General features: G+C 71.8%; 18 protein-coding genes. 2 read left to right on the top strand and 16 right to left on the bottom strand.

All coding sequences use genetic code 11. The features are described from left to right. Window positions 1-97: 97 nt before the first annotated feature. The 11 genes from H490_RS28380 to H490_RS28330 form a co-directional block, all read right to left on the bottom strand. On the bottom strand, window positions 98-1,246 hold the full coding sequence (locus H490_RS28380) for a glutathione S-transferase family protein (RefSeq protein WP_017884907.1): 1,149 nt from the start codon (window positions 1,244-1,246) through the stop codon (window positions 98-100). 182 nt (window positions 1,247-1,428) lie between these two features. Further along, on the bottom strand, window positions 1,429-1,761 hold the full coding sequence (locus tag H490_RS28375) for a putative quinol monooxygenase (protein WP_017884906.1): 333 nt from the start codon (window positions 1,759-1,761) through the stop codon (window positions 1,429-1,431). A 138-nt stretch (window positions 1,762-1,899) separates the two neighbouring features. Further along, on the bottom strand, window positions 1,900-3,411 hold the full coding sequence (gatB, locus tag H490_RS28370) for an Asp-tRNA(Asn)/Glu-tRNA(Gln) amidotransferase subunit GatB (RefSeq protein WP_017884905.1): 1,512 nt from the start codon (window positions 3,409-3,411) through the stop codon (window positions 1,900-1,902). Next, entirely contained in the window at window positions 3,411-4,946 is a 1,536-nt protein-coding gene (gene gatA, locus H490_RS28365; protein WP_017884904.1) for an Asp-tRNA(Asn)/Glu-tRNA(Gln) amidotransferase subunit GatA, read from the bottom strand. The genes gatB and gatA overlap by 1 nt, the downstream gene beginning before the upstream one ends. A 14-nt stretch (window positions 4,947-4,960) precedes the next feature. Further along, window positions 4,961-5,296, bottom strand: a complete 336-nt coding sequence (gene gatC, locus H490_RS28360; RefSeq protein WP_017884903.1) for an Asp-tRNA(Asn)/Glu-tRNA(Gln) amidotransferase subunit GatC — start codon at window positions 5,294-5,296, stop codon at window positions 4,961-4,963. Window positions 5,297-5,344: 48 nt separating this feature from the next. After that, complete coding sequence (locus tag H490_RS28355) at window positions 5,345-5,971, bottom strand: DNA-3-methyladenine glycosylase I (protein ID WP_017884902.1); 627 nt, start codon at window positions 5,969-5,971, stop codon at window positions 5,345-5,347. Between the two features lie 226 nt (window positions 5,972-6,197). After that, on the bottom strand, window positions 6,198-8,633 hold the full coding sequence (ligA, locus tag H490_RS28350) for an NAD-dependent DNA ligase LigA (RefSeq protein ID WP_017884901.1): 2,436 nt from the start codon (window positions 8,631-8,633) through the stop codon (window positions 6,198-6,200). A 112-nt stretch (window positions 8,634-8,745) separates the two neighbouring features. Further along, the gene (gene mnmA / locus H490_RS28345; RefSeq protein WP_017884900.1) at window positions 8,746-9,915 is read right to left on the bottom strand and encodes a tRNA 2-thiouridine(34) synthase MnmA; all 1,170 of its coding nucleotides are present in this window, start codon (window positions 9,913-9,915) and stop codon (window positions 8,746-8,748) included. A gap of 95 nt (window positions 9,916-10,010) precedes the next feature. Then, on the bottom strand, window positions 10,011-11,258 hold the full coding sequence (locus tag H490_RS28340) for a cysteine desulfurase family protein (RefSeq protein WP_041205805.1): 1,248 nt from the start codon (window positions 11,256-11,258) through the stop codon (window positions 10,011-10,013). A gap of 26 nt (window positions 11,259-11,284) precedes the next feature. Beyond that, window positions 11,285-12,268 (bottom strand): tetratricopeptide repeat protein, encoded by a 984-nt coding sequence (locus H490_RS28335; protein ID WP_017884898.1) that lies wholly within the window; start codon window positions 12,266-12,268, stop codon window positions 11,285-11,287. Between the two features lie 2 nt (window positions 12,269-12,270). Then, on the bottom strand, window positions 12,271-14,211 hold the full coding sequence (locus H490_RS28330; RefSeq protein ID WP_017884897.1) for a hypothetical protein: 1,941 nt from the start codon (window positions 14,209-14,211) through the stop codon (window positions 12,271-12,273). A gap of 498 nt (window positions 14,212-14,709) precedes the next feature. On the opposite strand from H490_RS28330, the gene H490_RS28325 reads away from it, so the two are divergent. Both H490_RS28325 and H490_RS28320 read left to right on the top strand, forming a co-directional pair. Then, complete coding sequence (locus tag H490_RS28325; RefSeq protein WP_152424306.1) at window positions 14,710-17,658, top strand: hypothetical protein; 2,949 nt, start codon at window positions 14,710-14,712, stop codon at window positions 17,656-17,658. Beyond that, window positions 17,655-18,182, top strand: coding sequence for a ribonuclease H family protein (locus H490_RS28320; protein WP_017884895.1), 528 nt, complete (start codon window positions 17,655-17,657; stop codon window positions 18,180-18,182). Before H490_RS28325 ends, H490_RS28320 begins: the two co-directional genes overlap by 4 nt. Window positions 18,183-18,314: 132 nt before the next feature. Here H490_RS28320 and H490_RS28315 read toward each other — a convergent pair whose 3' ends face one another. The 5 genes from H490_RS28315 to frr all read right to left on the bottom strand — a co-directional run bounded on the left by H490_RS28315 (window position 18,315) and on the right by frr (window position 21,416). Further along, window positions 18,315-18,611, bottom strand: a complete 297-nt coding sequence (locus H490_RS28315; protein WP_031290204.1) for a hypothetical protein — start codon at window positions 18,609-18,611, stop codon at window positions 18,315-18,317. Between the two features lie 38 nt (window positions 18,612-18,649). Continuing rightward, entirely contained in the window at window positions 18,650-19,252 is a 603-nt protein-coding gene (locus H490_RS28310; RefSeq protein WP_017884893.1) for a transglycosylase SLT domain-containing protein, read from the bottom strand. Between the two features lie 87 nt (window positions 19,253-19,339). After that, window positions 19,340-19,939, bottom strand: a complete 600-nt coding sequence (locus H490_RS28305; protein WP_017884892.1) for a DivIVA domain-containing protein — start codon at window positions 19,937-19,939, stop codon at window positions 19,340-19,342. Further along, window positions 19,939-20,856: a phosphatidate cytidylyltransferase gene (locus H490_RS28300; RefSeq protein ID WP_017884891.1), complete on the bottom strand. Its 918-nt coding sequence runs from the start codon at window positions 20,854-20,856 to the stop codon at window positions 19,939-19,941. The genes H490_RS28305 and H490_RS28300 overlap by 1 nt, the downstream gene beginning before the upstream one ends. A gap of 5 nt (window positions 20,857-20,861) precedes the next feature. Continuing rightward, a complete protein-coding gene (frr, locus tag H490_RS28295) occupies window positions 20,862-21,416 on the bottom strand; it encodes a ribosome recycling factor (RefSeq protein WP_017884890.1) in 555 nt (184 codons plus the stop codon). Window positions 21,417-21,433: the final 17 nt, after the last annotated feature.

Raw genomic sequence — 21,433 nt, 5'->3', positions numbered from 1 at the left:
CCGCCCCGCGCCGGCGCGGTGATGCCGGCCGGCCGGCGGGTCGACCGGGGGCCGACCGGCGAGTCGACCCGCCGCCGGGCCGACTGGCTCCGCTCGGCTACAGCTGGTAGAGCGGGTTGTGGCCGGCGGCGATCCGCTCCCCCTCGCGCACCGGGCCGGGCGGGGTGCCGTCGCCGAACGGCTCGCCGCCGAGACGCTCTCGCCCGTGCGGGTCGAGCCAGTTGCCGAGGTCGGGGCCGGCCGGCACGATCCTCGTGGGGTTCACGTCCTCGTGCGTGATGTAGTAGTGCTGCTTGATCTGCACGAAGTCGATCGTGTCGCCGAAGCCGGGCGTCTGGAAGAGGTCGCGCGCGTACCCCCACAGGTGCTCCATCTCGGCGAGCTTGCTGCGGTTCGTCTTGAAGTGGCCGTGATACACGGGGTCGAAGCGCGCGAGCGTGGTGAAGAGCCGCACGTCGGCCTCGGTGATCGTACCGCCCATGAGGTAGCGGCGGGTCGAGAGACGCTGCTCGAGCCAGTCGAGCGCGTCCCAGAGCCGGGCGTAGGCGGCGTCGTAGGCCTCCTGGCTGCCCGCGAAGCCGCAGCGGTAGACGCCGTTGTTCACCTCGGTGAAGACGCGCTCGATCACGGGCCACATCTCGTCGAGCAGATCCCGGGGCAGCAGGTTCGGCGCGCCCTCGCGGTGGAACTCGCGCCACTGCGTCGAGAAATCGAGGGTGATCTGCGGGTAGTCGTTCGTGACGACCCCTCCGGTGGGGATGTCCACGATGGCGGGCACCGTGATCCCCCGCGGGTAGCCGGGGAACCGCGCGAAGTAGTTCTGCTGCAGACGCTCCGTGCCGAGCACCGGGTCGCGGCCGTCGGGATCGAGGTCGAAGGTCCAGGATCGCGCGTCGTGGGTGGGTCCGGGCCGTCCGAGCGAGATCGCGTCCTCGAGGCCCAGCAGCCGGCGCACGATGACGGTGCGGTTCGCCCAGGGGCAGGCGTTGGCGGCGACGAGCCGGTAACGCCCGGGCTCGACGGGCCACGCTTCGGCTCCCTCGCCGAGGCCGTATCCCAGCGAACCGATCTTCGAGGGCGGCGGGGCGGGCAGCCGTCGGACTGCTGCGGGGTCGGCGACGATGCGGTCCTCGATGTAGTTCGTGTCGCGGCTGAACTCGGCGCCGCTCGTCACGTACGAGCCCCTGGTCGAGTGCTCGCTCTCGTGCGAACCGGTGGCGTCTGATGGTGCGGCGGTGTCTGACATGCGGTGCCTCCTCGGGGACGGTGCGGGTTCCGATGGCGCGGCTCGCGCCGCTGCGCCGAGTCTATGCGGGGATGCTTCGGAGTCGCTCAGACGGGCGCCGGGCGCTTCGCGCGGAGAGCGGTTCGCCCCGGGGCGCGAGTGCGCTCCCGGGGCGACCGGTCAGGGCTGGGGTCTCGACGGGATCAGGCCCCGCCGTCGATCCTGAGTTCGCCCATCTCGTCCCAACCGGCGCCCTCGACCTTGCGTGACACGATCTTCGGGGTGCTGACGAGCAGCGGTCGCATCGCTTCGAGCCCCTTCGGGAAGTGCTCGGAGCCCACATGGGCGCTCGCGGCCTCGTCGTCGGCGAAGGCCTCGACGAGCACGAACTCGTCGGGGTTCTCGACGCTGCGCGACCACTCGAACCAGAGGTTGCCCGGCTCGGCGCGGGTGGCCTCGGTGAACTCGGCAGTGTGCTCGATGAAGACGTCGGCGAACTCGGGCTTGACCTGGTATTTCACCACGATGAAGTACATGTGCGGTGCCTCTCTGCCCGGTGAGGGCCTCTCGTTTCTTCGGTGTCGGCGGCGCGGGTGCTGCGTCCCCGCCGCCGCTCGATCCACCCCGCGGGACGCCGCCACGTGCGGCGCGCACGAGGCGAACGCCCCGAGCGCCTACTTCGCGCGTTCCAGTACCAGCTCGCGCACTCGGGCCGCGTCGGCCTGGCCGCGCATCGCTTTCATGACGGCGCCGATGATGGCTCCCGCGGCCTGCACCTTGCCGTCGCGGATCTTCGCGAGCACGTCGGGCTGCTCGGCGAGAGCCGCGTCGACGGCCTCGATGAGCGCGCCGTCGTCGGAGACGATCCCGAGCCCGCGAGCTTCGACGATCTCGGCCGCCGTGCCCTCGCCGTCGATGATGCCCGCGATGACCTGTCGGGCCAGCTTGTCGTTGAGCGTGCCGGCGTCGACGAGCTCGACGACCGAGGCGATCTGCTGGGGCGTGATGAGGTCGGCGGGCACCGCCGAGCGCTCGTTCGCGATGCGTGCGATCTCGCCCGTCCACCACTTGCGGGCGGTCTGCGGCGGCACGCCGGCGCTCACGGTGGCCTCGATGCTGGAGAGCAGGCCCGCGTTCACCACGTCCTGGAACTCGAGTGCGCTGAACTGCCACTCCTGCTTCAGGCGTCGGGTGCGCAGCGTCGGGTGCTCGGGCAGCGCGGCCCGCAGCTCCTCGACGAGCTCGCGCGACGGGGTGAGCGGCGCGAGGTCGGGCTCGGGGAAGTAGCGGTAGTCGTCGGCGTCGCTCTTGGGCCGACCCGGCGAGGTCTCGCCCGTGTCCTCGTGCCAGTGGCGCGTTTCCTGCGTGATGGAGCCGCCGTCGGCGAGGATCTGCGCCTGGCGCTGGATCTCGTAGCGCACCGCCCGCTCGATCGAGCGCAGCGAGTTCACGTTCTTCGTCTCGGTGCGGGTGCCGAGCACCGACATCCCGGCGCCCTCGTTGCCGCGGGGGCGCAGCGAGACATTCGCGTCGCACCGCAGGTTGCCCCGCTCCATGCGGGCGTCGGAGATGCCGAGCGCGATGACGATCTCGCGGATGGTCGCCACGTAGGCCGCTGCGATCTCGGGAGTGTCGGCTTCGCCGCCGAAGACGGGACGGGTGACGATCTCGACGAGGGGCACGCCTGCGCGGTTGTAGTCGACGAGCGAGTACTCGGCGCCCTGGATGCGGCCGGTCGAGCCGCCCACGTGGTTGAGCTTGCCCGCGTCCTCCTCCATGTGGGCGCGCTCGATGGGCACGTGCACGACGCGGCCCGAGGCGAGCTCGATCTCCACCGATCCGTCGTACGCGATGGGGTCGTCGTACTGCGAGATCTGATAGTTCTTCGCCATGTCGGGGTAGAAGTAGTTCTTGCGGGCGAAGCCCGAGACCTCGGCGATCTCGCACCCGAGCGCGAGCCCGAGGCTGATCGAGCTGCGCACCGCCTGCTCGTTGATCACGGGCAGCGCTCCGGGCAGGCCGAGGCACACGGGGGTGAGGTTGGTGTTGGGGTCGGACCCGAACGCGTTCGGCGCCGACGAGAACATCTTCGTGCGGGTGTTGAGCTCGACGTGCACCTCGAGGCCGATCACCGGCTCGAAGAGCTCGAGGGCCTTCTCGAAGTCCATCAGCTTGGTCTTGGCCATCAGTTCGCCGCCTCTCCGGTCGAAGCACCTGCAAGGGAGGGGGCCTGCGCCCAGAAGGGCGAGCCGTCGCGCTCGGCGATGAGGCTCTCGATCGCGGAGCCGGCGCGGTACAGCCGCGCGTCCTCGAAGGCGGGCGCCATGAGCTGCAGGCCGACCGGCAGGCCGTCCTCGCTCGCGGTGCCGATGGGCAGGCTGAGCCCCGGGATGCCCGCGAGGTTCGCGGGGATCGTCGTGGCGTCGTTGAGGTAGTCCTGCAGCGGGTCGCCGCCGTGGGCGCCGAGCTGCCACGCGGTGGTGGGCGCGGTGGGCGACGCGATCACGTCGACCTGCTCGAAGGCGCTCGCGAAGTCTCGCTGGATCAGGGTGCGCACCTTCTGCGCGCTGCCGTAGTAGGCGTCGTAGTACCCGGCGGAGAGCGCGTAGGTGCCGAGGATGATGCGGCGCTTCACCTCGGCGCCGAAGCCCGCGGCGCGGGTTTCGCTCATGACGCTCTCGACCGTGCCGCCGCCCTCGGGCGCGACCCGCAGGCCGAAGCGCACGGAGTCGTACTTGGCGAGGTTGCTGGAGGCCTCGGCGGGCAGGATCAGGTAGTACGCGGCGACGGCGTACTCGAAGTGGGGAGCGTCGATCTCGACGATCTCGGCTCCCTGCGCGGCGAGCAGAGCGAGGGCCTCGTCGAAGCGCGCCTTCACCCCGGCCTGCAGGCCGTCGAGCATGAGCTGCTTCACGACGCCCACGCGCAGGCCCGCGAGGCTCGAGGGATCGGCCCCTCGGCGAGCGGCTTCGGCCATCGAGGGCCAAGCGAAGTCGAGCGACGTCGAATCGTGGCGATCGTGACCGGCGATGACGTCGTGCAGCAGCGCGGTGTCGAGCACGGTGCGGGCGCACGGGCCGATCTGGTCGAGCGACGAGGCGAGCGCGATCGCGCCGTAGCGGCTGACGCCGCCGTAGGTGGGCTTGACGCCGACGGTGCCGGTGAGGGCGGCGGGCTGGCGGATCGAGCCGCCGGTGTCGGAGCCGAGCGCGAGCGGGGCCTCGAAGGCGCCGACGGCCACGGCCGAACCGCCGCCCGAGCCGCCGGGCACCCGGTCGGCCGCCCACTGGTTGCGGGTGGGGCCGTAGGCCGAGTTCTCGGTCGACGAGCCCATCGCGAACTCGTCCATGTTCGTCTTGCCGATGTTGACGAGCCCGGCCGCGCGGGCCTTGGCGACCGCGGTCGCGTCGTAGGGCGAGCGGTACCCCTCGAGAATCTTGGAGCCGGAGGTGGAGGGCATGTCGGTGGTCACGAGCACGTCCTTGACGGCGAGCGGCATACCGGCGAGCTCACCGAGGACCTCTCCCGAGGCTCGGCGAGCGTCGATCTCGCGCGCCGCTGCGAGCGAGGCGTCGGCGTCGGTCGCGAGGAAGGCGTTCAGCGCGCCGTCGACGGCGGAGATGCGGTCGAGGTGGGCCCGCGTCGCCTCTTCGGAGGAGACCTCGCCCGCGGCGAGCTTCGCGGCGAGCTCCGCCGCGGTCAGCTTGATCAGTTCACTCACTGCTGCCGCCCCCTTCACTGCTCTTCGCCCAGGATCGACGAGACCCTGAACATGCCGTCGGTCGTCTCGGGCGCGTTCGCCAGCGCCTGCTCGCGGGTGAGCACGTCGGCGATCTCGTCGGGCCGCGTCACGTTGTTCAGCGGGATCGGATGGCTCGTGGCCGGCACGTCGTCGCGCGCGACCTCGCTGACCTTGGCGATATTGGCGAGGATCGAGTCGAGCTCAGTCGTGAGCGAGTCGATCTCCGCGTCGGTGAGGGCGATCCGGGCGAGGCCGGCGAGATGCTGCACGGTCTGCGCCGTGATCTCGCCGCTCGCCTCGGCACGTTCTGCCGCAGGGGTCTCAGGCATGCTGCTCCATCGTGACGTGGTGAATGGGGTTCGGTGAACCACACCATCCTACCGAGGGCCGGGCTCGGGCTCCCTGCGGGTGCCGTCAGGGTTCCAGAGGCCCGAGCACCCTCGCCGGTGGCTGCTCATGAGGTGGACGTCGACGATGCCGATGGCGCACATGAGCGCGTACACCGTCGTCGGGCCGACGAAGCTGAACCCTCGGCGCTTCAGCTCCTTCGCGAGCGCGTGCGACTCGGGCGACGTCGAGGGCACATCGGCGTCGGTCTCGGGCGTCGGAGAGCGCTCGGGCATGTACGACCAGACCAGCTCGGACAAGCCCTCCCCCGTCTCCTCTCGCAGGCGCAGCGACGTGCGCGCGTTCTCGACCGTGGCCATGATCTTGCGCCGGTTGCGGATGATGCCTTCGTGCTGGAGCAGGCGTTCGACGTCGCCCTCGTCGAACACGGCCACGCGCCGCGGCTCGAATCCCGCGAATGCCTCGCGGAAGGCCTCGCGCTTGCGCAGCACGGTGATCCAGGAGAGACCGGATTGGAAGCCCTCCAGGCTCAGCCGTTCGAACACCCCCGCCTCGTCGGTGACCGGCATCCCCCACTCGGTGTCGTAGTAATGGGTCAGCAGGGGATCCTGCCCTGCCCAGCTCGCACGAACGATCTGGCGCGGTTCCTGAGGCATGGTCGCTCCTTTCCGGGGTCTTGGTGCGGCGTCCGGTACCACCGGATGCCGCGCTGCCCTCAACGCTAATAAACGGCACCCAACCCGAGAGCCGAAACCGGCGAACTGTGGATAACTCGACCGTTTGTCGCTCGGTGGGAGCCTGTGAGCGAGGGCTGCTGGACGCCGCGGTGACTCGCTCCGCCCCGACGCGGGAGGCTTTAGACCGGATCCCGCGCCGCCCGGATCACTCCCCTGCGCCGCTCGCCTCCGAGCCGTTCGTCTCGGTGCCGCCCGCGCCCGCGGTGCCCTCCTCCGCGTCAGTCACGGCCTCGTCGTCGTCCTGAGCGAGCGCCGCCGGGCCCTCGGTGACGAGCACGGCGAACTGCGCGGCGTCGAGCACGGGGATGCCGAGATCCCTGGCCTTCGTCTCCTTCGAGCCCGCCCCCGGGCCCGCCGCCACGTAGTCGGTCTTCTTCGAGACGCTCGAGGCCGCCTTGCCGCCGGCCTGGATGATCGCCTCCTTGGCCTCATCGCGCGTGAACCCCTCGAGCGTGCCGGTCGCGACGACGGTGAGCCCTGCGAGCACCCCGCCCTTCGCGACCGCGGCGCCGGGGCCGGGGTGTCCGGGAGTCGACCACTGCACCCCGGCCGCGGCCCAGCGATCCACGATCTCGCGGTGCCAGTCGACCTCGAACCACTCCTTGAGCGATTCGGCGATGATGCCCCCCACGCCGTCGACCTCGGAGAGCTCTTCGACCGACGCCTCCCGGACCGCGTCGAGCGAGCCGAACCACTCGGCGAGAGCCCGTGCCGCCACGGGGCCCACGTGCCTGATGTTGAGGGCGACGAGCAGCCGCCACAGCGGCTTGGTCTTGGCCTTCTCGAGTTCGGCGAGGAACGTCTCGGCGTCCTTCGAGGGCAGGATCACACGATGGTCTTTGCGGTAGCCGGCCTTGCGCCGCGCCGCGGGATCGAGTCCCTCGGCCTCGGGCGGGTACTCGAGCAGCACGCGCTGGAATGGCGAGCGCCGCCTCGGCTCGCCCGTCTCCTCGTCGATCACCGGCTCGCCGGTCTCGCTGTCGCGCACCACGACGGTGATGGGCACGAGCTCTTCGAGGCTCAGGTCGAAGAGCCCGGCCTCGGTCTCGAGCGGCGGATCGGCGGGCACCTCGGGCTGCGTGAGCGCAGCCGCCGTGATCTCGCCGAGCACCTCGATGTCGAGCGCGCCCCGCGACCCGATGTGCTCGACACGGCCGCGCACCTGAGCGGGGCAGGCGCGCGCGTTGGGGCAGCGCAGATCGATGTCGCCCTCTTTCATGGGGCGCAGAGGGGTGCCGCACTCGGGGCAGTGCTCGGGCATCTGCCACTCGACCTCGCTGCCGTCGCGCAGTTCGAGCACGGCTCCGAGCACCTCGGGGATCACGTCGCCCGCCTTGCGCAGCACGACCGTGTCGCCGATGAGCACCCCCTTGGCCTTGACGACCTGCTGATTGTGCAGGGTGGCCTGGCGCACCGTCGATCCGGCGACCTTCACGGGCTCCATGACGGCGTAAGGCGTCGCCCGACCGGTGCGGCCGACCCCCACGCGGATGTCGATGAGGCGGGTGTGCACCTCCTCGGGCGGGTACTTGTAGGCGATCGCCCAGCGCGGAGCCCGACTCGTCTCGCCGAGCTCGGCGTGCAGGTCGAGCTCGTCGACCTTCACCACGATGCCGTCGATCTCGTGCTCGACGTCGTGCCGGTGCTCGCCGCGGTCGGCGATGAACGCGACGACCTCGTCGATGGTGTCGAAGACGCGCGAGTGGGGCGAGACGGGCAGCCCCCACTCGCCGAGCAGGCCGTACACCTCGGACTGGTTCTCGATCCCGGGGTGTTGCCAGGCGCCGATGCCGTGCACGTACAGGGAGAGCCGCCCGAGCCGGTCGCGCATGAGCGCCAGGTCGGTCTCGCTCTTCTTCTCGGCGCGCTGGCGCAGGGTGCCCGCGGCGGTGTTCCGCGCGTTCGCGAACTCGGGATAGCGGATCGAGATGCGCTCCTCGGGCACGCCCTTGGCGCGCTGCTCGGCGGCGTATTCGGCCTGCAACTCGTGCTGACGCTCGTTGAGCGCCTCGAAGTTCTCGCTGCTGAGGAACACCTCGCCGCGGGCCTCGAAGAAGTCGGGGATGCCCTCGCCGTGCAGTTCGCGCGGGATCACCGGGATCAGCTCGACGTTCTCGGTGATGTCCTCGCCCACCCGGCCGTCGCCTCGGGTGGTCGCGGTCTCGAGCACGCCGCGCCGGTAGGCGAGGCTGATCGCGAGCCCGTCGATCTTCAATTCGGAGAGCCAGCGCACGTCGCGGCCGGCGGCGGCGCGGGTCTTCTCGGCCCACTCGCGGAACTCGTCGAGCGAGAAGACGTTGTCGAGGCTGAGCATGCGCTCGGCGTGCTCGTGCTCGGGGAACCCGGCCGACACGACGGCGGCGCCGACCTCGCGCGTGGGACTGTCCTGCCCCGCGAGTTCGGGGAAGGCCCGTTCGAGCGCTTCGAGCCGGTGGAACATCTCGTCGTACTCGGCGTCGGAGACGAGGCTCGTCGCCTCTGAGTAGTAGGCGCGGCGCAGGCGCTCGATCTCGACGGCCAGGCGCTCGGCCTCGGCGCGCGCCTCATCGAAGTCTGTGGGGATCTGCGCGTTCTCGTTCACGCCTCAAGTCTAGGAGCAGCGCGGCCTCGGTGAGAGATCCGGCGTCGGTGAAACGCATTCGGCTGCGACGCTCTCGCCGGGCCCGGATCCCGCCCCGAACGGGCGATGCGCCTCAGCCGCCGACGGCCGCGGAGTTCGACGCCGGCACCGCACGGTCGATCGTGAACTGGCCGAGCACGCGGGTGCCGATGTAGACGACGGCGGTCTGGCCCGGCGCGACCCCCAGCAGCGGCTCCGCGCGCTCGAGGTCGATGTCGACCACCACCTCGTGCGTGGCGCCCTCGCGGTGCTGCTCGGTGCGCTCCGTTTCGAGGATCGGCTCGAGCCTCGCCCGCGCGGGAACCGGATCGGCGTGGGCGCGGATCTGCACCTCGCAGTCGAAGGGATCGCTCACGTCGAAGCCCGGCTCTCCGGCCCAGCTGAACCGGCCGCCGGCGATGCGGCCGATCGCGAGGCTCTGCTTGGGGCCGACGACCACCTGGTTCGAGACGGGGCGGATCGACAGCACGTAGCGCGGCTGCCCGTCGGGTGCGGGCCTGCCGAGTTGCAGACCGCGCCGCTGTCCCACGGTGTAGCCGTGCGCGCCGTCGTGGCGGCCGACCACCTCGCCCGATTCGTCGAGGATCTCGCCTGGTTCGCGCTCGAGGTGGTCGGAGAGCCAGCCGCGCGTGTCGCCGTCGGGGATGAAGCAGATGTCGTGGCTGTCGGGCTTCTGCGCGACCTGCAGGCCGCGATCCTCGGCCTCCGCCCGGATCAGCTCCTTCGAGGGTGTGTCGCCGAGCGGGAAGTAGCAGTGCGCGAGCTGCCGCTCGGTGAGCACGCCGAGCACGTACGACTGGTCCTTGGCCCAGGCACTCGCCCGATGCAGTTCGCGGCCGTGGGGGCCGTCCTCGAGGCTCGCGTAGTGCCCGGTGGCCACGGCGTCGAAGCCGAGGGCGATGGCCTTGTCGAGCAGCGCGGCGAACTTGATCTTCTCGTTGCAGCGCATGCACGGGTTGGGGGTGCGGCCCGCGGCGTACTCTGCGATGAAGTCGTCGACGACGTCCTCCTTGAAGCGTTCGCTGAGATCCCAGACGTAGAAGGGGATGCCGAGCAGGTTGGCTGCGCGGCGGGCGTCCATCGCGTCCTCGATCGTGCAGCAGCCGCGGGATCCGGTGCGCAGCGTGCCGGGCATACGACTGAGGGCGAGGTGCACGCCGACCACGTCGTGCCCCGCTTCAACGGCGCGCGCCGCCGCCACGGCGGAGTCGACGCCCCCGCTCATCGCCGCCAGAATCTTCATCCGATCCATTGTACGCGCCCGGCGCGGCGCGCAACCCGATCCCTCGCGCCCGGCCCCTCAACCGCTGCGCCCTCGTCGCCGCAGCCCTTCGGATCTCAGGCGAGTCCCGCGGCGCGGGCGCGCTCGAGCGCGGCGGGCAGGGCGGCGAGCAGCGCGTCGACCTCGTCGTCGCGGGTGTCGGGGCCGAGCGTGAAGCGCAGGGCGCCGGCCGCCTCGGCCTCGGATATCCCCATCGCGAGCAGCACGTGCGAGATCTCGGCGACGCCGGCCCGGCACGCCGAACCGACCGAGACCGAGACCCCCGCCGCGTCGAGCAGGAACACGAGCGAGTCGCCCTGACAGCCCGGGAAGGTGAAGTGCGCGTTCCCCGGCACCCGCACCGGTTGGTCGACGGGTTCGAGCGCCGCGTCCCTGCCCGGGCCCGTCGCGGCCGCCCCCTCGGCAGCCCACGGCTCCGGGCCGCGCAGCACGGCGCTCGGGTCGGCCGCGCGCACGCCCGCCACGAGGCGGTCGCGCAGCGCGCGGAGCCGAGCGGCGCGAACCGGCTCGGGGCGCCCGTCGGGATCGACGGCGAGGTCGAGGGCGGCGGCGAAACCGACGGCGCCCGCGACGTCCTGGGTGCCGGATCGCGCACGCTGCTGGGTGCCGCCGTGCAGCAGCGGCTCGGCCGCGATCCTCCGTCCCAGCACGAGGGCGCCGACGCCGACGGGCCCGCCGATCTTGTGCGCGGAGACCGACACCGCGGCCGCCCCGGCCGCCGCGAAATCGATGGGCAGCTGCCCCAGGGCCGACACGGCGTCGACGTGCGCGGGAAGCCCCGCGCTCGCGGCGATCCGGCACAGCTCGGCGACCGGCTGCACGGCCCCGACCTCGTTGTTCGCCCACAGGAACGAGACGAGTGCGACGTTCTCGGCGCCCTCCTGCGCGATCGCGGCCTCGAGCACGGCGGGGCGCAGCACCCCGTCGGCATCGATGGGCAGCCATCGCAGGCGTGCGCCCTGGAAGTCGCGCAGCCACTCGGCGGCCTCGATCGTCGCGTGGTGCTCCCCCTCGGCGACGAGGATCACGGCGTCGGGCCCGAGCGAGGCGCGGCGCGCCCAGTAGATGCCCTTGAGGGCGAGGTTGATCGACTCGGTGCCGCCGCCGGTGAGGATCAGCTCTGCGGTGTCGCACCCGAGCGCGCGGGCGATGCGCTCGCGCGCCTGCTCGAGCAGCTCGCTCGCCCGTTGCCCGTGCCCGTGGGTGGAAGCCGGGTTGCCGACGACGCGCAGCGCGTCGGTGTAAGCGGCGAGCACCTCGCGCGGCATCGGCGAGGTCGCCGCGTGGTCCAGGTAGGCTCGCACGTCGCTCACGTCAGGGGCGCACCCGCTCAGTAGAGCAGGTTCGCCAGACGGCCGCGCGCGGCGAGCACCCGCGGATCCGCGATGCCGACCACCTCGAAGAGCTCGAGCAGGCGCTCACGGATCGCGGCGCGGTCGTCGGCGTCGGTGCTCGCGGCGAAAAGATCGAGCAGCCGCAGGAAGGCGTCTTCGACGTGCCCGCCCGAGATGTCGAGGTCGGCGACGCGCATCTGCGCTGCGACGTCGCTCACGTCGGCCGCGGCGGCGCTGCGGATCTCGTCGGCGGTGACGCCCTGCAGGCGCTGCAGCAGCTTCATCTGCACGAGCGCGGCGCGGGCCTCCGCGTCGGCCGGTGCCTTCACGAGCACCGCCTCCCACTCCGAGACCGCGGCGGCGTAGTCGCCGCGTTCGGCGGCCTCGACGGCGGCGCGGTGCGCCTCTGGGATCTCGGGCTCGGCGGGGGCGGCGGGCGCGCCCTGCGCGTCGGCGTCGCCCTGATCCGGAGCGCTCACGCGACCCGTCACGCCGTGCTGCTCGGCGAGCTGCACGAGCTGGGTGAAGAACTCCCGCACCTGCGCCTCGGGTACGGCCCCCTGGAAGAGGGGCACCGGCCGGCCGCCGACGAGCGCGACGACGGTGGGGATCGACTGCGCCTGGAACGCCTGCGCGAGGCCGGGATTCGAGTCGACGTCGACCTTCGCGAGCAGCACGCGGCCGTCGAACTCGCGCGTGATCTTCTCGATGACGGGGCTGAGGGTCTTGCAGGGCTGGCACCACTCCGCCCACAGGTCGAAGACCACGGGCACCACCGACGAGAGCTGCGCGATCTGCTCGAAGGTCTCGTCGGTGACGTCGAGCACGAGCGAGGGCACGTCGACCGTCTGCCCGGTTCCCTGGGCCTGGTCTGCGGTCGGCGCGCCGGGCTGGCCGCCGGGGCCGGCCTGGCCGCGAGCCGCGAGGTGGCTCAGATCGACTCCTCCGCCGGGAAGGCGCGCGGGCATCTGCTGCGTCATGTCTAGTTCCTCACTCCCACGAGTTCGCTCGTCACACCGAGCAACTGGATCTTGCTTCCGTCGGTCTTGCTGGGCACGTAGAAGAGCAGCTGGTGCGCGACCTCCTGCACGAGTCGCTCCTGCTCCCCCGTGAGCCCGGAGAGCGCCGTCACGGCGCCGTTCGCCTGCGGCTTGTAGCGGCCGCCGGCCGCGTCGACGATCTGCTCCTCGATCACGGTCGTGGCCACGAGGGCCCCGCCCACGCCGGTCGACAGCGCCACGGGGTCCTCGTCGCCCTGCCGCGCGGCGACCGAGTAGACCATGGTCTGCCCCTTGCCGTCCGACTGCACCTGGGCCTGCTCCGCGAGGGTCTTGCCGTAGTTCTGCAGCAGCGTGTCCTCTGCGATGTCGAAGGCCTCGGCCTCGGGCACGTCGGGACCGCCCTGCAGCACGGCAGCGAACTGCGCGCCGACCTCCCCGGGAGGCACCACGAGCGACTCGATGTCGTTGGCGAGCAGCGCCGTGCCCTCCTCGGCGGGGGCCGCCTGCGGCATCGAGATGCCGCCGCGCAGCGCGATGACCCGCGACACGTGGTAGTTGTCCTGCGGCGTCTCCTGCGTGAGCACGAGGGCGAGCGAGGGCGACGCGGCGGGCGTCTCGGTCGGCTCGCTCTCGGATCCCTCGCCGTCGGCATCCTCGACCACGGGGTCCTCGGGGTCGTCGACGCCGCGCGTCGAAGCGACGGTGACGAACAGGGTGCGGGGCCACGACTCGGTGCTCTGCACGAGTTCGTAGTCGAGCTCGTCGTCGGTGATGCGGGGAGGAATCACGCTGTAGTCGGGCATGGTGGCCCGGATCGTGTAGTTGGCGGTGCGCTGCGCGAGGGCGTCTCCGACGAAGCGGTCGCCGAGCAGGTCGACGCTCAGGGCGTCGTCGGCCTCGTTCGCGACGTTCGAGATGCGCTGCACGATGCGACTGAGCTGCCCGTCGGTGACGGGCACCGGTGCTGCGGAGGAGGGCGTGGGCGCGGGCGTCTCATCCTGCGTCGTCTCGGGGCCGAACTGGGGCCAGTAGCTGGGCGAGCAGCCGGTGAGCCCGATCACCGCGACCGCGCCGAGGGCCGGGATCGCGAGACGCCGCCGCAGTCGGGTGCGACGATCGGCGCGCATCGAGGCGCTGCCGCCCCCCGAGGCCGCGGATCCGCCGTCCGCCCCGTCGACGGGCGCGGCGGTGCCGCGCGCGGCACCGCGCTTGGAGAACACGTTGCGGATGCCCTGCAGCGGCCCGCGACGGCCGCGCCGCGGGCCGAGGCCGCGCCGGTTGTGGTCGATGGCGAGCAGATACATCACCGCGCCCGCGAGCGCGAACAGACCGCCGGCCGCGAGCAGCGGGCCGGCCCAGGGGGTGTTGGGGTCCTGCGCCCACACGAGCGAGACATCGGTGGGCACGGGGTCCTCTCCGTTCGACGCGATGAGCACGGACTGGTCGGCGCCCAGCGAGACGGGCACGCGCAGGGTGCTGGCGTCGGCACCGGCGCCCTCGTCGTCGATCGAGCGCTCCTCGAGCCACAGGTCGCTGCCGCGGGGGTCGCGCGGCTGCGGGGTCTCGGCTTCGGCGCCCGCCTCGGGCGCGTCGACCACGGCCGGGGCGATGAGGGCGCTCAGCAGTCGCTGCTGCTGCTTGTCGACCGTGAGCTCGGCGTGCAGGTAGGGCTCGAGCCAGCCCTCCACGTCGCGGGTCTGACCGGTCGCCACGAACGCCTGCTCGCTTCTCACGACGACGTTGGCCTGGCCCGGCACCTTGGCGAGCTCGGTGCCGTCGATGAGCGCGTAGCCGGCCTCGGAGTTGGTCTCGACCGGAAAGCTGATCTCGGAGGGGCCTGCGAGGAAGGTGCGCTGGCCGATGCCCAGCAGCAGCAGAACACCGGAGATCACCAGCGCTGCGATCGCGAGCACATATCGCACGGGGGCTCCTATCCACGGTTGACGGCGCCCGATCACCCCTCGCGGCCGGTGGCCGGGGGCGCGTCGAGCACGACTCTTCATGACAACGCTACCGGAGCTTCCTCGACGCGGCATGGACGCGGCATGGATGCGGACCGCCGGACCGCGGTCTCGGCGACGCCGGGCGAGATGCGCCCCCGCCCGTAGCCGCGACCGCCCGAGCGGTCGAGAACCGCTGCGCGCGTCGAGCCTCACGGCGCTTTTCGACCATTCGCATCGTGGCGGGTCTCGCTCGCGGCGCTATCGCGGGCGTCGGCGCGACGACCGCAGCGCGAGCGCGGCCGGACGACGTCGCGCCGGGCCTCGCCCGATCGCCCGCGCCCCCGCGCCGGGCCGGGTGATTTTTCCGAGGATCCCCGCCTCACCCTCTGACGAGTGCGATAATCTGGACCTCATTCTCCGTGCTCGCCCATCCGCTCCGCGGGGCGCGCACGAAATCGTTCGATTCCCGGAGGCCCAGTGTCCGAATCAGCTCAGCAGTTCTCCCCTGCCTTCCGCGGGTACAACCGCGAAGAAGTGGACGAGCGCATCGGATCCCTCACCGGGCACATCGCCACCCTGCAGTCGCACCTCGAGTCGCTGCAGTTCGCCCATCAGCAGGCCACGCAGACCGGCCAGGAGCAGCGCCAGCTCATCGCCGAGCTGCAGGACCAGGTCGCCGAGCTCGGCGCCAGCGGCTATTCGGGGCTCGGCCTGCGGGTCGAGAAGAGCCTCAAGATCGCCGAGGATCACGCCCAGCGCCTCATGGCGCAGGCCGACCTCGACGCCGAGAAGCTGCGCCGCTCCTCCGAGGAGGAGGCGAAGCGCGTACTCACCCAGGCGCAGACACGCGCCGACGAACTGCTCTCCTCGGCCTCCGAGCAGGCCGAGATCATCATCACCGGCGCCCGCACCGATCTCGCCGAGCAGACCGCGGCTGCGAACGCCGAGCGCGAGCGTCTCGTCGACGAGGCCCGCCGCGACGCCGAGCTCACCGTCAGCTCCGCCTCCCGCGAGGCCGCCACCGAGCGCGAGACCGCGCACCGCGACGCCCAGGCAGAACTCGCCGCCGCCCGAGCCGAGGCCGAGCAGCTCGCGGCCGAAGCACGCGCCGCCGCGAACGAGCTGCGCGCCGAGACCGAGCGCCACGCCGAGGCCTTCGCCAGGCAGAAGGCCGAGAGCGAGCGCGAGGCCGAACTCGAACGCGCCCGACTCGTGCAGGAGGCCGAGCGCTCCCGGGCCGAGTTCGAGGCCAAGCGCCAGCGCGAAGAGGCCGAGCTCGAAGAGCGCTACACCGAGCGCCAGCGCGAGCTCGAGGGGCGGCTCGAGGCCGAGCGCCGCGCCCTCACCACCGAGATGGACACGCTGCGCGGCCGCATCGCGCAGGAGCGCCAGGAGCACGACGAGGCCCTCGCCGCCGAGCGGGAGCAGCACGAGCGCCGCATCGCGTCCGAGCAGCAGGTGCACGCCGACCGCATCGCACAGGAGCGCGAGGCGCATGAGGCCGCGATCGCGCGCGGCCTGGAAGCCCAGCAGGCCGAGCTCTCGACGCTCGCCGAGCAGGGCGCCCGCGAGCGGGCGCGCGCAGACGAGCTCGCAGCCCGCGACCGCGCCGAGGCGCAGCAGCGGCTCGAGGCAGAGCTGGCCGCCGCGAGCGAGCGGCAGGAGCAGCAGCTGCGGCAGGATCTCGAGGCGCACGAGGCGCGCATCGCTGCCGAGCGCGAGGCCCACGAGCAGACCATCGCCGAAGAGCGCGACGCGCACGACGAATCGATGCGCGCCGAGATCGTCTCGCACGAGGCGCGCCTCAAGAACGAGCGCGACGCTCAGGAGGAGCACCTCTCGGCCGAGCTCTCCGCCCACGTCTCCCGCCTGGCGCGCGAGCGCGAGACGCACGAGCAGAGCATCGCCGAGGAGCGCGAGGCCCACGATCGCGCGCTCGCCGACGAGCGCGAGGAGCACGAGGCGCGCATCGACCGCGAGCGCGAAGAGCACGAGGCCCGCATCGCGCAGGAGCGCGAGGAGCACGAAGCCCGCATCGACCGCGAGCGGGGCGAGCACGACATCGCCATCGCCCGCGAGCGCGAAGAGCACGAGGCCCGCATCGACCGCGAGTCCGAGGCGCACGACGGCCGCATCGCCGAGGAGCGCGAGCTGCAGGAGCGCGAGCTCGCCGCCCAGCGCACCGCGCAGCAGAACCTGCTCGCGACTGAGACCGAGGCCCACGAGACGCGTCTCGCCCGCGAGCGCGAGGCCCACGAGAACCGCATCGGCAGCGAGCTCGCGAGCCACCAGGATCGCCTCATCGCCGAGTGGGAAGACCACCGCGGCCGCATCGACGCCGAACGCGAGGCCCACGAGCGCGAACTCGCCGACGAGCGCGCTCGGCAGCAACAGCAGCTCGCTCGCCAGCGCGAAGAGCACGAGGCTCGGCTCACCGACGAGGCCACCGTGCACGCCGAGCGGCTCGCGTCGCAGCTGCGCGAGCACGAGCAGCGCATCGCGGACGAGACCGCGGCGGCCGAGGAGCGCCTGCGCATCCAGCGCGAGGAGGCCGCCGAGAGCCTCGGTCTGCAGCGCGAGGAGCTCGAGCTGCAGGTGGATCGCGAGCGGGCGAGACTCGCCGCCGACATCACCCGTGAGCGCGAGGAGCACGATCGCGCCATGGCCGCCGCCCGCGCCCAGCATGAAGACGACCTGCGCCGCGAGCGCGAAGCGCAGGCCGCCGCGATCGAACGCGAGGTCGCCGCCAAGCGGGCCGAGGTCACCGAGGAGACCGACCTGCTGCGCACCGACACCGTCGCCGAGCTCGCCGAGCACCGGGCCGCCGAGGAGGCGCGCCTCGCGCAGCTGCGCGCCGAGACCGAAGACGCGGTGCGCTCGATGCACGAGCAGATCGAGGCCGACACCCTCGAGTTCAACACCTCGTCGGCTCAGCAGCGCGAGGCGCTCGAGCAGGAGCTGGCCGCGCGCCAGCAGCAGGCCGCGGAGGCGTCGCGCCGCGAGATCGAGGCCACCCGCACCGAACTCGCCGAGCTGCGCTCGCAGCTCGAGGAGGCGCGCGCCGAGTACGAGCGCATCACCGCCGAGGCGGCTCAGCACGCCCGCAGCACCCGCGGCGAAGCCGAACGTCGCGCCGCCGAGATCGTGCTCGAGGCCGAGCAGCGCGCCCAGACCACCTTCGCGGCCGCCGAGGATCGCGCCACGAAGGTGCTCGCCGCAGCCGAGGATCGCATGACCCAGCTGAAGGTCGAGCGCGGCGCCGTGGCCCGCTACTTCGAGAGCCTCGGAGAGGTGCTCACCAATGCCCAGAAGATGAGCACGGTCGCCGGCCGCATCGTCGAGCAGCCCGTGATCGAGGGATCGGCTCCCGAGCCAGCCGCGAGCGACTCGGCCGCGACGCCCGCCGTCGAGAGCGAGCAGGCGTGACTCTCACCGCAGCAGCCGACGGATCGGCCCTCGGCAACCCCGGCCCCGCCGGCTGGGCATGGGTGGTCGACGGCGAGCAGTGGCGCGCCGGCGGATGGCCGCGCGCCACCAACAACCAGGGCGAGCTCATGGCCGTGCTCGACCTGCTGCACGCCACCGCCGAGCGGGCGCACGAGCCCCTGCACGTGCTGTGCGACAGCCAGTACGTCATCAACTCCGTGACGCAGTGGATGCCCGGCTGGAAGCGCCGGGGCTGGCGCAAGGCCGACGGCAAGCCCGTGCTCAATCGCGAGCTGCTCGAACAGCTCGACACGGCCCTCGCGGGTCGCGACGTACGGTTCGAGTGGGTGAAGGGCCACGCCGGGCATCCGCTCAACGAGGCGGCGGATCAGCGCGCCCGCGCGGTGGCCCTGGCCTTCCAGGCCGGCATCGAGCCCGATCACGGGCCGGGTCTCGCCGGAGCCACGACGCCGAGCCCCGAGGTCGACGTCACCGCGCCGACCGCTCCCCCGACGCTCTTCTAGGCGGTTCGCCGGCGGCTCTCGCGCGTCCGTCGACGGGCGCGAGGGAACGGCACGTCTTCGCGTCGGCATCGGCCGGTTCCGCCCCTCATCGTGGCGAGGGCGACGGGCGAGGCTCGGGCGGCGCGGGGGCGCTCAGGCTGATTGCCAGCAGTACGAGTGGTAGTGGCGGCGGTCGCGCACGGCGGCCTCATCGCCGAAGAAGTGCTCGGCGCTCCAGACCACCACGTGCGCCTGCCCGGGCGGCACCTCGTTCGCGCAGGCCGGGCACCGGTAGCTCTTCTCGGCGCGGTGGGCGGGAATCTCGCGCACGAACCATTCGACGCCGCGCCGCGTCTCCTTGCGAGCGCCCCCGTATGCGAGACGGGTGACGTCGCGGGGCGGCACGGCAGCCGCTCGCTGATACTTGTTGACGCGTCGACTACGCGCCACGGCTGGCGCCCTCTCGGCTGCGCCGGCTCACCGGCCGCTCACCACCAGTGGTTCGAGGTCCAGAACCCGTAGGCGGCCGCCCAGCTTCCGTAGCGACTCACGGCGTAGCCGTTCGCCCAGCGCAGGTTGTCGACCGGGTCGTAGCCGCTGCCGGGCACCTTGCTGCAGGGGTTCGCCTGGATCAGACCGCACGCACCCGAACTGGCGTTGGTCGCGTTCGGGTTCCAGCCGCTCTCCTTCGAGGCGATGTAGTCGACGTAGCCCCAGTCGCTCTCGGCGATACCGGCGGCGGCCATCCACTCGGCGGGCGATCCCCCGCCCGTGTACTTGGGCGGGGCGCCCGCGGCCTGCGGGGCCGCCGACTCCTCAGCGGCCTTCTTCGCCGCAGCGGCGGCCTCTTCCTCGGCCTTGACGCGTCGCTGCTCGTCCTGAGAGATCTCGACCGGCACCTCGGTGTAGACCAGGTCGGCCTCGGCGGAGACGTTGGGGGTGAACTCCTGATGGATCCGCTCCTGGAACGCCATCGACTCGGCATCGGCGGGCGCGCTCGGCATGGCGAGCGGGGCGACCACCGCTCCACCGAAGATTCCGGCGACCGCGAGCACCGCGACCGGAACTTTGAAACGGGACCAGCGCGACATGGGGGCGGAGTTCACAACAGACACAATGTAACGATTCTATCTCAGAGGCTCGAGTCGTTCAATGGGAACGGGAAAGATGCCGAGCGATCACCGCGTCGCGAGGATCAGCTCGACCACCGCGTCGAGCAGCGCGTCCACCTGATCCTCGTCGTATCCCCGCCACTGCGAGTGGAACACGACGTCGCGCACCTCGGCCGGCGAGAGGCCGAGCTCACGCCGCTCGAACATCTCGAAGATCCGATCCAGGAAGGCGTCCACCTGCGAACGCCGGTACCCGGTGGCGAAGACGCCGCGCCTCCGAAAGCGCTTCCCGCGGGGCCGCTGCATGCGGCCGCGCACCTCGGAGAGCAGCTGGCGGGTCTCCTCCCACCACGCCTCCTCGCCCTCGGCGCGCACGCGAGCTCGCCGCTCGCGCTCGAAGAAGACCTCCTCGAGGCGATCCATCGCTGCGTCGACGTACCGCGAGGCGTACCCGCCGCGCTTCAGCCCGAACGCCGTGCGGCGCACCTCCTCCGCGGTCATCGAACCCTCGCCCGCCCCTTCGTATGTGGCTCGGGCGCGATCGAGGAAGGCGTCGACCTGTTCGGGTTGGTAGCCGAGCTGGGAACCTGAGGCGACGGGGAAGGAGGAGTGCACCGGACCATTCTTGCGGACCGAGCGCTTCTGCTGCTGAGAGGGCTCTGTCATCACACCACCCCCAGCGCCAGCGCCACGCCGTAGACTCCGACCGCCGACGGCAGCAGCGAGTCGAGGCGGTCGAGGAAGCCGCCGTGACCGGGAATCCACGAACTCATGTCTTTCACTCCCAGATTGCGTTTGATGAGCGACTCCGTGAGATCGCCCATCGTCGCCGTCAGCAGCACCACCAGACCGAGCAGGATCCCCACCCACCACGGCTGCTGCAGCGCGAGCACCGAGACGCCGACGCCGGCCGCGGCCGCGACGACCGCCGCGCCCGCAAAGCCCTCCCAAGTCTTGTTGGGGCTGATCCTCGGCGTCATCTTGTGCTTGCCCAGGGTGACGCCCGCCGCATACGCGCCGACGTCGACCGAGACCACCACGAGCACGAGCGCGAACACCCACCACTCGCCGCCGTCGACGTCGACGAGCAGCACCGCGAACGATGCGAGGAAGGCGACGTAGACCAGCGTGAAGAGCCCCGAGAACACGTCGCGCACCAGGGTGCGCGGCGGGGTCTCCCAGGCGGGCACCAGGCCCTCGACGAGCCGCCACACGGTGAGCAGCGCCGAACCCGCGAACAGGCCGAGCAGCATTCCCTCGGCGCCCCAGAAGTAGGCGCCGCTCACCACGACCAGCCCGCCGAGCACCACGCCGACGCGCGGCACCCGCCGCCCCGCGACGCGGAATGCGGCGGCCAGCTCAATGAGGGCCACCGCCACGATCACCGCGACGAGCAGCACGAAGACCTGCTTCACGAGCAGCAGGCTCGCGAGGAAGACCCCCGCGAACACGAGGCCCGAGAGCACCGCGAAGAACAGATTGCGCCCGGCCCGGGCCTCGATCCTGGCATTCGTCGCCTCGAGCTGCGCGCGCTTGCTCTCGAGTGCGCTGCGCAGTTCGTCGCGCCTGTCAGAACCGGTCATGGAGGTTAGACCTCCAGCAGTTCGGCTTCTTTGCGCTTGAGCGCGTCATCGACCTGGTCGATGAACTGCTTGGTCACCGACTCGAGCTCCTTCTCGGCGCGCGCCACCTCGTCCTCGCCGACCTCGCTCTTGAGCACGTCGAGATCGTCCTTGCCGCTGCGGCGCACGTTGCGGATCGCCACGCGGGCGTCCTCGGCGCGAGCCTTCACGATCTTCACGAACTCCCTGCGGCGCTCCTCGGTGAGCTCGGGCAGCGAGACGCGGATCACGTTGCCGTCGTTCGAGGGGTTGGCCCCGAGGTTCGGCATGTCGCGGATCGCCTGCTCGATGGCTTTCATCGCGCCCTTGTCATAGGGGGTGATGATCAGGCTGCGAGCATCCTGGTTCTGCACCGACGCCAGCTGCGCCAGTGGAGTCGGGGTGCCGTAGTAGTCGACCTGCAGGTTCTGCAGCAGGGCGGGGTTGGCGCGACCGGTGCGCACCGTGGCGAAGCCCTCCTTCGCAGCCTCGACCGCCTTGGCCATGCGGTCCTTGACATCGACGAAGACCTCTTCGATCACGGTGCTCTCCTTCTGAA

This window comes from Leucobacter sp. UCD-THU (assembly GCF_000349545.1).
GTDB classification, from domain to species: Bacteria; Actinomycetota; Actinomycetes; order Actinomycetales; family Microbacteriaceae; genus Leucobacter; species Leucobacter muris.
Note: the sequence above shows the minus strand (reverse complement) of the source record. Positions and strands in the feature narration are given on the sequence as shown.

Excerpts from the sequence above, each read along its gene's own strand:
- H490_RS28335 (WP_017884898.1), bottom strand. The coding sequence starts at position 12,268 with ATGACGCAGCAGATGCCCGCGCGCCTTCCCGGCGGAGGAGTCGATCTG.
- H490_RS28300 (WP_017884891.1), bottom strand. The coding sequence starts at position 20,856 with ATGACCGGTTCTGACAGGCGCGACGAACTGCGCAGCGCACTCGAGAGC.
- gatB (WP_017884905.1), bottom strand. The coding sequence starts at position 3,411 with ATGGCCAAGACCAAGCTGATGGACTTCGAGAAGGCCCTCGAGCTCTTC.
- H490_RS28375 (WP_017884906.1), bottom strand. The coding sequence starts at position 1,761 with ATGTACTTCATCGTGGTGAAATACCAGGTCAAGCCCGAGTTCGCCGAC.
- H490_RS28380 (WP_017884907.1), bottom strand. The coding sequence starts at position 1,246 with ATGTCAGACACCGCCGCACCATCAGACGCCACCGGTTCGCACGAGAGC.
- mnmA (WP_017884900.1), bottom strand. The coding sequence starts at position 9,915 with ATGAAGATTCTGGCGGCGATGAGCGGGGGCGTCGACTCCGCCGTGGCG.
- H490_RS28355 (WP_017884902.1), bottom strand. The coding sequence starts at position 5,971 with ATGCCTCAGGAACCGCGCCAGATCGTTCGTGCGAGCTGGGCAGGGCAG.
- H490_RS28310 (WP_017884893.1), bottom strand. The coding sequence starts at position 19,252 with ATGTCGCGCTGGTCCCGTTTCAAAGTTCCGGTCGCGGTGCTCGCGGTC.
- gatC (WP_017884903.1), bottom strand. The coding sequence starts at position 5,296 with ATGCCTGAGACCCCTGCGGCAGAACGTGCCGAGGCGAGCGGCGAGATC.
- H490_RS28305 (WP_017884892.1), bottom strand. The coding sequence starts at position 19,939 with ATGACAGAGCCCTCTCAGCAGCAGAAGCGCTCGGTCCGCAAGAATGGT.